Source organism: Halobacillus hunanensis (assembly GCF_900166655.1).
GTDB lineage: Bacteria > Bacillota > Bacilli > Bacillales > Halobacillaceae > Halobacillus_A > Halobacillus_A hunanensis.
This window is the reverse complement of sequence record NZ_FVZB01000006.1, coordinates 1,107,366-1,121,931: the sequence shown is the minus strand read 5'-3', so window position 1 is coordinate 1,121,931 and position 14,566 is coordinate 1,107,366. Positions and strand designations below refer to the sequence as shown.

13 protein-coding genes are annotated in these 14,566 nt (G+C 41.5%); 6 read left to right on the top strand and 7 right to left on the bottom strand.

The features are described from left to right. Window positions 1-32: 32 nt before the first annotated feature. From B5354_RS11110 to B5354_RS11095, 4 genes are all read right to left on the bottom strand, one after another. Complete coding sequence (locus B5354_RS11110; RefSeq protein WP_079528778.1) at window positions 33-1,466, bottom strand: alkaline phosphatase PhoX; 1,434 nt, start codon at window positions 1,464-1,466, stop codon at window positions 33-35. 233 nt (window positions 1,467-1,699) lie between these two features. Further along, window positions 1,700-2,737, bottom strand: coding sequence for a tRNA 2-selenouridine(34) synthase MnmH (mnmH, locus tag B5354_RS11105; protein ID WP_079528776.1), 1,038 nt, complete (start codon window positions 2,735-2,737; stop codon window positions 1,700-1,702). 315 nt (window positions 2,738-3,052) lie between these two features. Further along, window positions 3,053-4,252, bottom strand: coding sequence for a M14 family zinc carboxypeptidase (locus B5354_RS11100; RefSeq protein WP_079528773.1), 1,200 nt, complete (start codon window positions 4,250-4,252; stop codon window positions 3,053-3,055). 30 nt (window positions 4,253-4,282) lie between these two features. Beyond that, on the bottom strand, window positions 4,283-5,335 hold the full coding sequence (locus tag B5354_RS11095; RefSeq protein ID WP_079528771.1) for a M14 family zinc carboxypeptidase: 1,053 nt from the start codon (window positions 5,333-5,335) through the stop codon (window positions 4,283-4,285). A gap of 254 nt (window positions 5,336-5,589) precedes the next feature. On the opposite strand from B5354_RS11095, the gene B5354_RS11090 reads away from it, so the two are divergent. The 3 genes from B5354_RS11090 (at window position 5,590) to B5354_RS11080 (ending at window position 9,791) form a co-directional block, all read left to right on the top strand. Next, entirely contained in the window at window positions 5,590-6,036 is a 447-nt protein-coding gene (locus B5354_RS11090; RefSeq protein WP_245804757.1) for an SgcJ/EcaC family oxidoreductase, read from the top strand. Window positions 6,037-6,307: 271 nt separating this feature from the next. After that, complete coding sequence (locus B5354_RS11085; RefSeq protein WP_425432114.1) at window positions 6,308-8,182, top strand: Xaa-Pro dipeptidyl-peptidase; 1,875 nt, start codon at window positions 6,308-6,310, stop codon at window positions 8,180-8,182. 235 nt (window positions 8,183-8,417) lie between these two features. After that, a complete protein-coding gene (locus tag B5354_RS11080) occupies window positions 8,418-9,791 on the top strand; it encodes a VWA domain-containing protein (RefSeq protein WP_079528768.1) in 1,374 nt (457 codons plus the stop codon). Between the two features lie 123 nt (window positions 9,792-9,914). Here the strand turns inward: B5354_RS11080 and B5354_RS11075 are convergent, their stop codons facing one another. Together B5354_RS11075 and B5354_RS11070 are read right to left on the bottom strand one after the other, a co-directional pair. After that, window positions 9,915-10,712 carry an ABC transporter permease gene (locus B5354_RS11075; protein ID WP_079528766.1) on the bottom strand — a complete coding sequence of 266 codons (798 nt, stop codon included), beginning with the start codon at window positions 10,710-10,712 and terminating at the stop codon, window positions 9,915-9,917. Beyond that, window positions 10,709-11,347 (bottom strand): ABC transporter ATP-binding protein, encoded by a 639-nt coding sequence (locus B5354_RS11070; RefSeq protein ID WP_079528763.1) that lies wholly within the window; start codon window positions 11,345-11,347, stop codon window positions 10,709-10,711. Before B5354_RS11070 ends, B5354_RS11075 begins: the two co-directional genes overlap by 4 nt. A 207-nt stretch (window positions 11,348-11,554) precedes the next feature. Here B5354_RS11070 and B5354_RS11065 point away from each other — a divergent pair, with 207 nt between their 5' ends. Continuing rightward, window positions 11,555-12,118 (top strand): GNAT family N-acetyltransferase, encoded by a 564-nt coding sequence (locus B5354_RS11065; protein ID WP_079528761.1) that lies wholly within the window; start codon window positions 11,555-11,557, stop codon window positions 12,116-12,118. A 241-nt stretch (window positions 12,119-12,359) separates the two neighbouring features. Then, window positions 12,360-13,292 carry a DUF4349 domain-containing protein gene (locus B5354_RS11060; RefSeq protein ID WP_079528758.1) on the top strand — a complete coding sequence of 311 codons (933 nt, stop codon included), beginning with the start codon at window positions 12,360-12,362 and terminating at the stop codon, window positions 13,290-13,292. A gap of 51 nt (window positions 13,293-13,343) precedes the next feature. Here B5354_RS11060 and B5354_RS11055 read toward each other — a convergent pair whose 3' ends face one another. Then, window positions 13,344-13,865 (bottom strand): GNAT family N-acetyltransferase, encoded by a 522-nt coding sequence (locus B5354_RS11055; protein WP_079528755.1) that lies wholly within the window; start codon window positions 13,863-13,865, stop codon window positions 13,344-13,346. Between the two features lie 166 nt (window positions 13,866-14,031). On the opposite strand from B5354_RS11055, the gene B5354_RS11050 reads away from it, so the two are divergent. Continuing rightward, complete coding sequence (locus B5354_RS11050) at window positions 14,032-14,475, top strand: SRPBCC family protein (protein ID WP_079528753.1); 444 nt, start codon at window positions 14,032-14,034, stop codon at window positions 14,473-14,475. Window positions 14,476-14,566 lie beyond the last annotated feature (91 nt).

Genomic DNA, 14,566 nt, shown 5'->3' with positions numbered 1-14,566 from the left:
TTGTTTTGAACGAAAGTGCTTATTTTCTTTTCTTACGCAATTGGCATGCCGTGACGCGAGAAGGCTGCAGCTTCTAAATCAGTCAACCCTTGAACTTCAGCAAATACAGAAAGTTTGTCCGACACTTTTGGTGCATACTGGGAAGGTGGAGCCGCGTGCCCCATTTGTCTTCTGCGTCCGGCATTTTTACGTGCAAACGGACCCCAAATTGCAAAAGTCAGCCCAGGGTTTTGAATATTCACAAAGAATGTGTCCCCTCTTGTAGAGAATGTAGGACCTGCCAATTCTGAGTTGTTGATTTTATTTTCAGCAAATACATACGACTCTCCCTCAGGAGTAATGCCGATAATCCGGTCAACTCCGCCGCCATCTTCGGAAATCCATAAATCTCCCCATGGAGTAATACAAATGTTATCGGGCATTTCTAGATCATTGGCAGCCGTTGATTCATAAAAAAGTTCCAATGAGTTAGTAGCAGGGATATAACGATATACACGCCCTAAATTTTTATCCCCTGCAGATGTATCATCAAACCAAAATACTCCACCTTCAAAATAAGCCCCTTCCAAACGGCTGAATGCAATGCAGCCTTTTTGCCCAGCATCATATGTAGGCTTTTCTGGATCAACATCTTTCCAGACAATTCCGAATGCATGTCCCGTATAAAAATCACTTGAGCTATCTGAACTCATTTCTTCCATAGCAGCAGCCTGTAATGTACCGCCTTTTTGCAAGGAACCAGCTTTTTGACTGCGATCATTTGGAAGGAAGCGATAAAGGTAACTCGGACCGCCATCTTCCGTCAGATAAACAATCCCTGTGGCAGGATCGATAGCAGTCGCCTCGTGTGAAAAGGCGCCCATCTCTCTGATTGGAGTTTTAGACATTTTATTTTCCGGTTCTTGAGGGTCGACTTCGAACACATAACCGTGTCCTTCTTCAAGTGTTTCCTCACAGGTCAGCCATGTTCCCCACGGGGTAGCCCCGCCAGCGCAATTTCGAATAGTCCCTGCAGATGAAACATACTCCTTGCTCACCTTGCGATTAGCCCCAACAACTAGAGCTGTAGTGCCGCCAGTATTGTCTTTATGGTACGGGTTTTTACCTATGACTGGGTATTTAGGATTGCCGCTTAGTTCATGGTTGCGAACGAGAATCGTAGAATTGTGCGGTCCATTGAAAGCAGCCATTCCATCAAAGTTTTCCGGTATAGGGCGGCCATCCGAAAGCTTACCGCCTTCCTCTGAAATAATCCGGTATTGAAAACCTTGAGGGAGGTCCAGGATACCGCCGGGGTCTTTGACTAATGGCCCGTATCCACCTAATGTTTTTGGCTTCCCGGGTGCTGCTGAAACGCTCTTACTGCCTAAGGAAAGAATTCCTGATGTGCCAAGTGCTAACGCTGCTGTGCTCATTCCGCTAACTTTGAAAAAGTCACGTCTGTTCATATTAGAATTGCCTGTCATTAAAGATGCCCCCTTATTCATTAAAAAATAACCCTATAAGGTAATCTATTAATAAACTAGCAGACCACTTTTAATGAAATATTTAATCATTGTGAAGTTACTGTTAATTACGGAGTTTTCTAAAGTGAAGAAGGAGAGTCAGCTGGAATTATCGAGGATTTAACACATTAAATCACTTTATATAAATAGTTTGACAGGCTCCGCCAGCCAATGGGGAACCTGTCCAAGGGCTATTACATTCCTACTTGTATTTCATTTACAAGATTTTGAACACCTTTAATGGCTTCGGTGTTGTTATTGGCTTGAATCGTAATTTTGTCCGGATATTTCTCGACTGTATGATCATAGAGAGGGTCGTAATAATACTCGAGCAGCAATTGAACAGCTGAGTAAAACTCACCGTTTTCAAGGTTGCTCTCAATTTTTTTAGCAACCGGTGTATGGATTCGTTTCTTAATAATTCGGAAAGCTTCCATGTATTGCTCTTGATGTTCCCATGGTTGATAATCATCCAATATATTGAGTATTCTCTCGTTTAAAGGTAAATCAATAAACAGCTGTGTGCCTTGTTCTTTTTTTTCAAATAGAAAGTCAGGCAGAACGGCTTTACCGATTCGCTTGCTCTCCCCTTCCAGCAGTACATATGGTGATTGTTGGAAGCGCAGCAAATCTTGAACAAGCAGCGACTCAAATTTCCTTTGATTATGAGGTTCTAGTCCAATTTGGCCAAAAATGGACCCCCTATGATTAGCCATTTTTTCTAAATCGAGAACAGGATAGCCATCTTCTTGAAGGTGTTGCAAAATAGCCGTTTTTCCAGATCCTGTATAACCATTAAGAACATAAGTCCGCGGTTTGAATTCCATTTGTTCTAAGGTCTGTACGACCCACTGGCGATAACTGCGTATCCCCCCTTTTAATCGATAAACGTGAATTCCCATTAAATCAAGGACAGTTGCCGCAGTCTCACTACGCATTCCGCCTCGCCAGCAAAATACAGCTTTCTCTGTACTAATCTTACTGAATTTCTTAATAAAGTCAGGTAGTTTAGCAGAAAAGATTTCAAGCCCGCGTTCCTTTGCAGCATTTGTGCTGACTTGCTTATAAAGTGTTCCCACTTCGGCTCTTTCGTCGTTATTAAATATAGGTATATTTAGGCTGCCAGGAATTGTGGCATCATTATATTCTGAGGGGGAGCGGACATCAATTAAGATAATCTCCCCATTTTCCTTTAACGTTGATAATTCATTTAGCGTAACATCTTGAAACATTCGTATATCCGCCTTTCACAATAGCTCTTAGAAAAAACCCCCTCAGTGCTGATTTAAAACACTGAAGGGGTTATGATTACATGTTCTGGGAATTTTTTAGTAGTTCTTGAAATTTTAGTGGAATCATCTGCAGGAATCGCGCACAGGAATTGTACAAAAGCAACACCACAGCAAATGAATAGTGACGCTCATAACCCCTTAATGAGTCATTTACTATTTTAGTATATCATAAAAATGCTCATGGAATTGGTATCGGAGATTGGATGGGCTCTGTTGCCCTTCTGCAGGGGTCACCCTCTCTCCATTCCTAATAATTTATATGCCTGGCGAATATGAAGTTTCTGGAATCTCATAATATCGATCGGCATCAAGGTTCTGTACAGTTCCTTCAGCAACACCTTTTATGATACCGTTTAAGCCCGTTTCGACGGCCTTAACAAGCATTCCTTTTTTCTTTTGACCCATGCTTTGGGTTTGTCCTGTAACTTCAAAAAGCACTGTCCCACTTCCATTTAAGGCAAAAGAACCTAACGCTGTACCTGGAAGATCCAACCCCTGACTATATAAAGTAATATTATCAAAAGGTGATTTTCCCATAGATTGAAGAGCGTCATAGGCTGCTACATTAAGCTGCTTTGAGAATTCATAGTTGTAAGTATCCGTATATTCTGCGTATTCTTGACCTTCTTCACTTGATGGATGGGGAACAAATTGACCTGACAGGGAAAGGGTGACGGGTTCATCGGTTCCGTCGACGTAATAAAGCCCTTGGTGATGCAGGTCTACAAAAACATCTACCTTGCCAAATTCTTGTTTTAACCCTTTGTAAACATCCCGAACGGTCTGGGCCTCAGGCGTGATAAACCAGCCTGGGTCATCTGATGCGCCTGGAATATCATCAGCTTGTGGTACATAATCCAGATCGGGGTTAAAATCACGATTGACGTCGAATCCAGGTTTATCAGCATATTGATCACCCTGCAAAGTACCTGTGTAATAATTCCACGTAGGGCCATCAGAATTGGCCAACTGAGGAAAATTCTTTACAACCTCTGCCCATGTCATGTCGTTCCCTCTTCGCTCCAACTCAGAGGCGTCCGGGTTCATCTTCGGCAAAGCGACTAAAGTAATTTCTTCACGAATTTTCTGCACCTGAGGAGAATTACTGGAACCCAGGTGTTGCAAAATGTTTAATAGAGCTTCTGTTCCTGTTTTTTCGTTTCCGTGAATCTCACTTTCAATCATGATGACACGGTCACCATCACCGACTCTTGCCTGATAGATATTTCTCCCGCTATTAGAGTGTCCTGCCACACTAACATCGACTTTTCCGTTACTGGTCCGCTCTATTTTTTTAAGTTTTTTTCCTAATTGAGCATAGTTCGTGAAACCGGAACTATTATAGGTCTGCTGTTCAGGGGTTCCAGGATGGTTACCCGCTGCGGAGGCAGGGATGACAATACTTGCAGAAAGTACAATCGTGCTCAGGACAGTTAGCAGGTTTCTTTTCTTCAAATTCTTCAACTCCTTCAAGCTTTTTAGCAATTATTCACCAGAGTAGTTACTTTCAGGTAAGGTTTCCCAGAATGAAGTATCAGCAGATTGGATCGAGCCGTCAGCAAGCGCCTTCAAGCTTGCTTCCATTGCTGTTACCACCTGTTTAATGAGATACCCGTTACTCTTCTGTCCAAGGACGTAATCTTCGTACCAATGGTCTGCCATTCCACGTACCTCCAGCAGTAAGGTAGAAATTCCATACTCGAGGGCTAGTCCGTTACGGCTGATCGTTGGTTTGTTACTGCCTGGATATTTAGACAGAAGACCATATCCTTTTGAGTCAATGGCATTGTACACGACTGCACCTAGCTGTTTTGATTGTTCCCGTACTTCTGGATCTACATTTTCGTTTGTCGGATATAGGATGGATCCGGATACGAGCTCTCCTGTATCCCCTAATGTCGTTTGAGTCCCTTGGTGATGCAGGTCAATCATATAATCAGGCTTATATGTCTGTAGAATATTCTGATGTAGTGCTTTCGTTTCAGGCTGATTACGTTCAACATGATCACGATTTAGGTCAACACCATTTGCGTTGTAACGGGTGTGAGTACCGGCAACATAATCCTCTAAGGAGAAATTGACATCACCCTCAGCTCCGTCAACATTTAGCCGGGGAGCGATAAGAACATTTACATTTTTGAGGATTTCCTGTACTTGTTTTCCATTTGATGTTAAGTGTTTGATGACTTGAAGGGCGCCTTCTGTCGTGAGTGTTTCATTTCCATGCTGCTGGGTCAGAAATAATATGGTGGGGTTGTCTTCATCGATACCGAAATTGGCCAAGTATAAATCTCTTCCTTGAACAGACTGCCCATAGACTTCAAGTTCTAATGCCTCCGAACGCTTATCGGATTTTTCTAAGAAATTAACCATTTCTTTATAGGAGTGGAGACGCTCATTCTTAATCGTTTCATTTCCACCGTAGTTCGGTCCATTGGTGCCGTTATCCCCAGCTAGGACTGTGCTTGTTCCTGTCAAAAATGTCCCTGACATTAATAAGACCGCACTCATTATAGCTGTTATAATTTTGTTTTTCATAGAGATCCTCCTCAAAGAGTAATTTATAAAATACTTTTTCTGTCAGGGAGTGTATAATTCCTTTATAAAAAAGGAAAATAATTCCGTGTACCTACTGTTTTCGAGGACATTTATATAGAAGAGGTCTTTAGAAATGGATATAAATTCCTTGCGTTATTAGACAGGTCGTGAGATGAAGGTTCATTTAGAGATGCTCTAAAGGCAGATATGGTAACATTTAAAATAAGCTGGGATTTTATAAGAGGAGGCAAATCGTGGATAATACTGAAATAAAAGCAGAAGTGATTGAACTTTATCAAAAGTTAATTCATGCTTGGAACGATCGTAATGCGGAGGAAATGACTGAACTATATACGGAAACAGGGGAGCAAATTGGATTTGATGGGAGCTTGCTGACAGGACCCGATGAGATATCCGCGCACCTTGGTGACATTTTTGCCAAGCATCCGACACCGCCTTTTACGAGTAAAGTAAAGGATGTCCGGCTATTAGGAGGAGAAAGTGCTGTATTGCGAGCTATTGCAGGAATGGTTCCACCTGGTAATACAGAACTCGATCCACAACTTAATGCACACCAAACACTTATGGCAGTGAAAATAGATCATCAGTGGAAAGTTGAACTTTTTCAAAATACGCCGGCACAGTATCATGGCCGGCCGGATTTAGTGGAAGAAATGACAGAGGAATTAAAGAATAGTTAAAATAAATATAGTAGAAGAGCTGATGCTAGTGGAAATCTAGTGTCAGCTTTTTTGTTTTGCATCTGTCGTCTGCTTATCCACTCCAAAATCCTTATTGGATTTTGTATTCTCAAGCAGTGGGATGTCTGAATTTAGGTTTGTATATTTCTTACTGGTTCATTATTCCTGCATCCTTTCTATTGATTTTACGTTTCTATAAGCAAAACAAGGAACTTATTAAACTTTCATAGAATGTAAATGTTATGGAATTCTATAAGGGAGGGGATTATGTGTGAGGAAAAGTACATTCCTATATACTACGTTTTTATTATTGATGTTATCCACGGTGGCTGCTGTTCAGCCAGCGGATGCTGAAGATGGAAAATCAGAGTCTTCAGATGTTCAGCAAATTGAAGTGGAGGATGGAAAAACTCAGCCAGTTTATTCTCATAAGGAAGCCATCAGGGAGACCATTTTTATTGAAACCTCAGTCGACAGTGATGGAGACGGTGAACTAGATCGGGTACATGCTGATATTATACGGCCGAAAGAAACGGAACAAGGTTTAAAAGTTCCAGTTATTTATGAAATGAGCCCGTATCGTGCTGGGCTAAATCCGATCAATTTTCATGATGTTGATGTGCCTTTAAATCCAGTCGATCATAGGAAGCCTGCGAAGAAAGGAAAAGGGGAGCAAGGGAAGGTAAGCCTTGCTGAAAATCAAGCGGCAGCCAGCGCGACAGCAGCCGGACCGGCTCAACCCTCTTTTCCTGGATATTATGATGATTATTTCGTTCCGCGCGGGTATGCAGTAGTCCTGGCTGAAAGTTTGGGGAGCGGACTTTCTAATGGCTGTGCAACCTCGGGCGGCAAAAACGAAACACTTGGAACAAAAGCTGTAATTGATTGGTTAAATGGGCGAACAAAAGCTTATGATAGTGAAGGAAATCTGGTTAAAGCCGATTGGTCAACAGGAAGTACAGGGATGATCGGGATCTCATACAATGGAACTCTGCCGAATGCTGTCTCCACAACGGGTGTAGAAGGCTTAGAAACGATTGTTCCGATCGCTGCGATCAGCAGCTGGTATGATTATTATCGTGCGAATGGCGCTGTAGTAGCCCCAGGAGGTTATCAAGGGGAAGATACAGACGTACTGGCCCAGGCAGTTACGACACGAGCGAATGCTGAGGAATGTAACGATGTACTGAAGAAACTAGAAAGGTTACAGGATCGCGAAACAGGCGACTACAATGAGTATTGGGATGAACGGAATTATGTAAAAGATGCTAATAAAGTTGAAGCTAGTGTGTTTGCTGTACATGGACTAAATGACTGGAATGTTAAGATGAAGCATCTTTCTCAATGGTGGGATGCTCTTGGTGAAAATAATGTAGAGCGTAAACTTTGGCTTCATCAGAGCGGACATGCCAACCCCTATTACCTTGGTAATGAGGAATGGCTGGATTCACTAAATAAATGGTTTGATCATTGGTTGTATGATATCGACAACAACATTATGGAAGAGCCGATGGTTGATATTCAGCGAGAAGATGGAAATTGGAAAACGTATCAGTCATGGCCTGCGAAAGATGCAAATGGCGTAGCACTGTACTTCCAGCAGGAGGAAACCAGTCTTGATCCAAAGCCAATGTCAGGAAAAAATAAGACTACGGCCACATTCATAGATAATCCTGCTATAACAGCCAGAACGCTTGCAGAGAATCCGAACAGTGAGCATGAGAATCGCCTTGTTTACCAAACACCGAGGCTTGATTCATCACTGCGGATTAGCGGAACTCCCGAGGTTTCTATTCGAGCAAGCATTGATGCCCGTGCTGCTAATCTAACAGCACTGTTAGTGGATTATGCTCCAGATGGATCCTTTGAAATAGTGACTAGAGGATGGATGGATCCGCAAAATCGCCATTCGATTTCTAAATCCCACTCTCTTGTGCCTGGTAAAGAATATAAGTTTACTTGGGGAATGCAGCCCGATGATTATATCTTTAAAGAAGGTCATCAAGTAGGTGTGGTTCTGCTTGCTTCTGACCATAACTATACAATTCGACCAGAAGCGGGTACAAAGATAACAGTGGATCCTAAGCGCAGTAAAATAGTGCTGCCTATTGTAGGTGGAAAGCAAACCGTTGCTTTTTCGAACTAAGTGTTACATTGAAATATTATACCAATAGCCATGTGCCTCCCGGACTTCTAAACGGGAGGCGTTTTTTTGAGCCTCTAACTTCTTAACAGCGAAATTCAGCAATTTAGCCCTGTCCTCAAAAGAAAAAAGCTTGGGCACAGTTGTAATTTATCCCCATTTTAGTAGTATAAGATGGGAGAATAAATTTCCAATTTAAATTTTTACAAAAAAGTTAGGAAAAGTAGGGGGAGTTTGCGTGAAAAAGTTATCATGGTTGGTGTTGTTATTTTTATTGTGCAGTCTGCTTGCTGCTTGCGGATCTAATGAAGAGGCATCCACAAAAGGTAAAAAGTCAGAAGACAAGGCATCAGAAAAAACGGAGGAACAGGCTGCCTCAGATAAAGAAGGTATTGAAAAAGATTTTGCAGTAGCCACGACGATAGAGGATATTATTGAGCAAGATTCGGGGAAATATGCTGGGAATGCATACAATGAGGCCGTGGTGCATCGTGCATTGGATGAATCAGCTTTTCAGGATAAGGACAGCTTCCAAGTGTATGCGAATTTATTGAGTTTGATGAGTGAATCAGGTCAGTACAAGAAATATTATAATTTTGCCAAAGAATTTAATCCACATATGGAGACGGCGGTTTCTGACACTCCAGGTGGAATGAAATTGGATAATGGGGAAAAGGTCAACAGCACAGCCAATATCGCCATCCTGCTTGATGCAAGCGGCAGTATGGCCCAAAAGGTTGACGGAAAAACCAAAATGGAGCTAGCTAAAGCAGCGATTAACAATTTTGTTGCTTCCATGCCAAAGGAGGCTAATGTCGGTTTAAGAGTGTATGGACATAAAGGAAGCAATGCGGATAGTGATAAGGAAATTTCCTGTGATAGTACGGAATTAGTATATGATTTAAAGCCGTATGATAAAGGAGATTTTGAGGAAGCTTTGGATAAATTCGAGCCAACAGGTTGGACACCGATTGCGAAATCTATAACGGAAGCGAAGAAAGACTTTGAGAACACCGACGGCGGCAGCAAGAACATTATTTATATTGTCAGTGACGGTGTGGAGACGTGTGACGGGGATCCAGTTGAAGCGGCGAAAAAACTTCATGATTCTAATATTGAGGCAGTTGTTAATATAATTGGATTTGACGTTGACAGCAAAGGACAGGAACAATTGCTAAAAGTGGCGGAAGCAGGCGGCGGTGAATTCAAAACCGTTGAATCTGAAGATGACTTTAAAGAGGTATGGGAAGATGAACGTGTTCGCCTTTACAATGAGTGGAGTTCGTGGAATGCCGACAATTATAATGAGGTTTCGGGTGAACAAACAGATAAAAAGAATGAACTGTACGGGAAACGCACGGATTTTATGAATCTGACTTATGACGAAGAAAGTAACTTAAAAGAGGCTGTTTATTATTTAGAGGGGAATGAACAGATCAGCGATCAAGTAAGTGAAGAAGTTATTAGTATGATTGAGCAGCGTCAGGAGATCCTGGCTTCTTTTGAGGAAAAATTCAATTCATTGCTGGAGACCGTTGAGACGGAAGGCGATGAATTGAAAGAGAAAATTAATGAAAAGGGCGACCAAATGAAGGAAAAATACGATAACTGATCAGGATGATCTCTATTCTTTTTAAGTTTGAACCATCTAAAACTAAAACAATCCGTGAAATAGGAGCGGTGCGAGAAGGGATCCATCTTGCGCCGCTCTTTTTATGTTTTTATTAGCTGCCTATCAGCTTTTCCCCATGTTATGAAGCAGCTGGCTCCGCTCATTGAAAAATACTTTATAAGCCAAATTAACAAATAAAATTACCGTTAAGGACACTGATCCAATAATACCTAACAAAATGGCAATTTGATATTCAACCGCGATAAATGGGCTTGCTCCAGCTAAGATCTGACCTGTCATCATCCCAGGTAAAAATACAATCCCCATTCCAACCATTTTATTAATTGTCGGCAGGATGGCTGAGTCAAAGGCGCGATTTACCCACTTTTTAGTGGCCGCCTGAGGGCTTGCACCAAGCATTAAAGCAGCTTCCACCTTTTGGCGCTGATCATTCATGCCATCAAGCAGAGTCTGTACACCAAGTGTTACACCTGTCATAGAATTGCCGATAATCATACCAGCGATTGGAATGAAGTACTGAGGGTCATACCACGGTGTAAGCTGGATTACGATAAAATTGAAGTAAAGTAAGCTGACTACAGAACCAGCAACCATAGAGATTAAGATTGCACGTTTGAGCGGTTTATTCAACTCACCTCGTACTCTGCTTGAAATGTTACGAACAGAGAATGCTACCATAATGGCAACAACAAGAATCGTTAGTAACGGATGAGGATTATCAAATAACAGCATTAAAATATAACCGACGATGAGCAGCTGCAGTGTCATTCGTATTGTAGCAATTAAGATTTGTTTTTCCCTGGGAATCTTTCGCCAGCGAACGATGGCTAATAAAATAAGGATAAATACGTAAGCGGCTCCCAATTGCCAGAGGGTCAGATTGATCATTTCTTCTCTCATGAGGACCCCTCTCCTTTTAGTGTGTACTTATGAAAATCAATGGTTTCGTCGGAGAAGTTTTCTGCAATGGAGCGGGAATGTGTCACAAATATTACAGTTTTCTTTCGCTCTTCCGCAAAGGTCATGAAGTTCTCCATCACTTCATGTTCCAGCTCTTCATCAAGCGAAGAGGTAGGTTCATCTAGTAAATATACAGGACTGTCCATTAACGTGATTCGGGCTAAAGCTAAACGCTGCTGCTCTCCACCCGATAAGTTTTCGGCCTCATCGTCAAGACTCTTGTATAAACGGAAACGTTCAATGGCTTGTTTACAGGCATTCTCATCAGGCTCTTCTTGCTCAGCGAAACGAACACCAGCTAAAAGGTTATCTTTGACGCTTTCACCAAACAATACAGGATGTTGAGTGAGCATCGCCACGTCCCTTCGATGAGCAATGGGATCACGTTCGGCGATATTTTTTCCACGAAAAAGAATCTGGCCTTCACTAGGGGAAATCATATGGTTCAACAGCTTTAAAAATGTAGATTTTCCACTGCCGCTTTCCCCTACAATACAGGTCTTCTGATGTTCATGAATAGTTAATGAAGGTACATGTAAGATATCAAGATATGTAACGTTCTCAAAAGTGAACAATATAGAAACACTCCTTATACATACACAATTTAAAAAGGTGATATATACTAAATTTTATCCTAAATACAGCACTAGAGAAACTAATACGGTATCGGACCGTATATCCTAACTTCCCACAAATGACTGTAAATTATCAGATGTAGTAGAGAATGAAATGGAGTTCAAGTAAGATAAAGGCAGAGAACACTTTTTGGAGGAGGCGAAACGATGAGCAGCACAAAACAAGCGGATTATATTAAATTCTTAGAAGGGGACAGACTCTATCTGAGGCCGATTGAGCAGGAAGATTTAGACTTATTTTATAAAAAAGCCTTATTGGATAAAGAAGGAAGAAGACTGACAGGAACACAAGCTGTATTTAGCCGTGCAGGTGTTCAAAACTGGTTTGACAGGAATTCGACGGATAGCAGCAGAATTGATTTGGTGATTTGCCTGCAGACGAACCATCATATGATCGGCGATTTGGCTATGCTGGAAATTGATCATCAAAACCGAAAGGCCGTTGTCCGAATTTCCATATTTGATAAGAATTACTGGGGTCAAGGGTATGGCACAGAGGCTATGTCGCTGCTGCTAGAATTCGGATTTCATCATTTAAATTTGCATCGAGTTGGACTGGATGTCTTTTCATATAATGAAAGAGCTGTGAAATCGTATCAAAAGCTGGGGTTTAAGCGAGAAGGAGTCATTCGGGATGACCTTTACTATGATGGGGAGTATCATGACTCGATATTAATGGGTGTTTTGAAGGAAGAGTTTGTAAAACAGTAAGGCTGGGTAGTTGAAAGTTGACCAAGTATTTCTAGGGTGAGCCTCAGGATTAGTTGCTTCATTATGGGGTTAGCCGACCACCCTAAAAGAACACTATCCTCTCAATATTTACCACACTTATTCATCTTATCCTGTCGTTTTCAGAGCGTATGTTTCTTGTGTATTTGAATGACAAAGGAAACCTTTTCTGTTACCTGACGTCTATACATAACATAGAACTAAAAAACAATGGGGGTCAAACATGAAAAACTGGCTATATGTTGTGTTGGTACTCAGCTTTATTATCCTTGTCACAGGCTGCAGCGGTGATTCGCAAAGCAGCAGTGAGTCGGGGAACGAAGCTGCTTTGACAGCGGAACTCCGTTCTGGAGAAAGCGGTAAATTTGCTCCAGCTTCTGAAGAAAAAGCGGAACAAAATAATGCAAATCAAGAAAAGCAGGCATCAACTGAAATAACGGAAATCAACCAATCTGCGCGGAAAGTGATTTATACCGCCAACCTAAGAATAGAGGTGAAAGATTATCAGCAAACCATCACCAACATTCAATCACAAGTAGCTGAACACGGAGGCTATATTGTGGAATCGAATATGTCCGGCGAATCTGGAGAAGGGTCAATTAACGGGTTTGTCACTGCACGTATCCCTCAGAGTAAGTTTCGTGAATTTATTAAGATCGTTGAAGAGGGCAGCAGTAAAGTCAATGAAAGCTCGATTTCAGGTCAAGACGTGACAGAAGAATATGTAGATCTTGAATCACGTTTAAAATCCAAGCGGGTAGTGGAAAAACGGCTGCTTTCGTTTATGGAACAAGCGGAGAAAACGGAAGACTTGTTGAAGATTTCTGAAAATCTGGCTAAGGTTCAGGGAGAAATTGAAAATATCCAGGGGCGTATGAATTACTTGCAGAATAAAACGGACCTGGCGACCGTGAATATTCATATTCAGGAACATAATGTCCAAATCTCTGGAGTAAACAGCGATGAATTAAATACATGGGATCAAACGAAGCAGCAGTTTTTAAAAAGTATTAACTTCCTTATTACGGTTTTTTCTGGTTTGATTGTATTTGTAGTCGGCAGTTTGCCCGTTTTAATTTTCCTGGGCATCATCGGTCTAGCTGTATTTTTGATTATGAAAAGGGTAAGAAATAAACGGTCGCACAAAGGATCATAGTTGATGAACCAGCAAATTAGGGCCGCAGTATGTGGCCCTGATTTTTATCGTTTACTGGTACCACTCAGATTCCAATAGGCTCATTTCGTACAAGCTCCAGTACTCGTCGTTGATTTTCCGGTGATCACGGAGAAGACCATCCTTTTTAAACCCTGCTTTTTCATAACAGCGAATGGCAGAATGATTAAAATCGAACACACCGAGACTGACTTTATGCAGTTTTAGCTGATTAAAGGCCACTTTCAGTGTTTCCTTTATCATCATTTCTCCAAATCCTTTTCCACGGACTTCGTCGCCGACGATGACTTTTCCAATCCGGGCCGACCGATTCGTTCTGTCGATATTTCTTAGTGCAATGTGACCGATTGTTGCGTCCGTTTGTGTGTCGACCGCGCTAAAAATAAACTGGCTCGCATGATCAGAGTTTGAATCTGTCATATAGTCTTTTAATTGTTCGTGATTCAGTGGATAATGAAACATAGGTCCGCCCCATTGAAGTAAGAATTCTGGTGATGTAATCCAATTGATTAGTTGAGGGAAATCTTTTTCTGAAAAATAACGAAGCTCAATCATAGGCCTATCCTCTTCCTTTTGTATGTAGTTAGTCTTGTTCATAGTGTACTTTTTCTAACAGTGGAAGTCACGAACCGTGATTGTGCATATGGAGTTTAAGGAAGGGAAGTTGCGGCGTTAGGTTAAAAAAATATTTAAGAGACATTGATGTTTTGGAGGGATATACATGGCCTTTTTAAGGCGTAACGTACTGATAAATAAGCCGACTGAAGAAGTATTTGCTGCAGCAACAGATTTTTCAAACAGTCCGGAAATAATGGAAACCGTGGTGGAGGCAAAGCCTATCACTGATGGACCGGTCAGAAAGGGATATCAATTTAAGGAAGTACGCGAGATACGCGGACGAAAATCGGCATCGATTATTGAAGTGACTGAGTATGAGCCCAATGAAAGTTATGCTGTTAGAAGCGATCAACATGGGATTGATTTACGTTATCACTACACATTTGTGGAAACGGCAGAAGGGACAAGAGTAGATTTCATAGGTGAATTGGATACTAAAGGTTTACGTAATACTCTTATGAAGCCACTCATTAAAATGATCATTAAAAAAGAGGATGCTGATCATTTAGATAAAATGAAAGCATGGGTAGAAAAGAACCCATCTTGATATGGTATAATAAATCAAATTAGATGCCGTGTGCAAGTAGGTCTCTTAACGACAACAGAGACCTGTTTTTTTATGAGTGAAGAATGATACG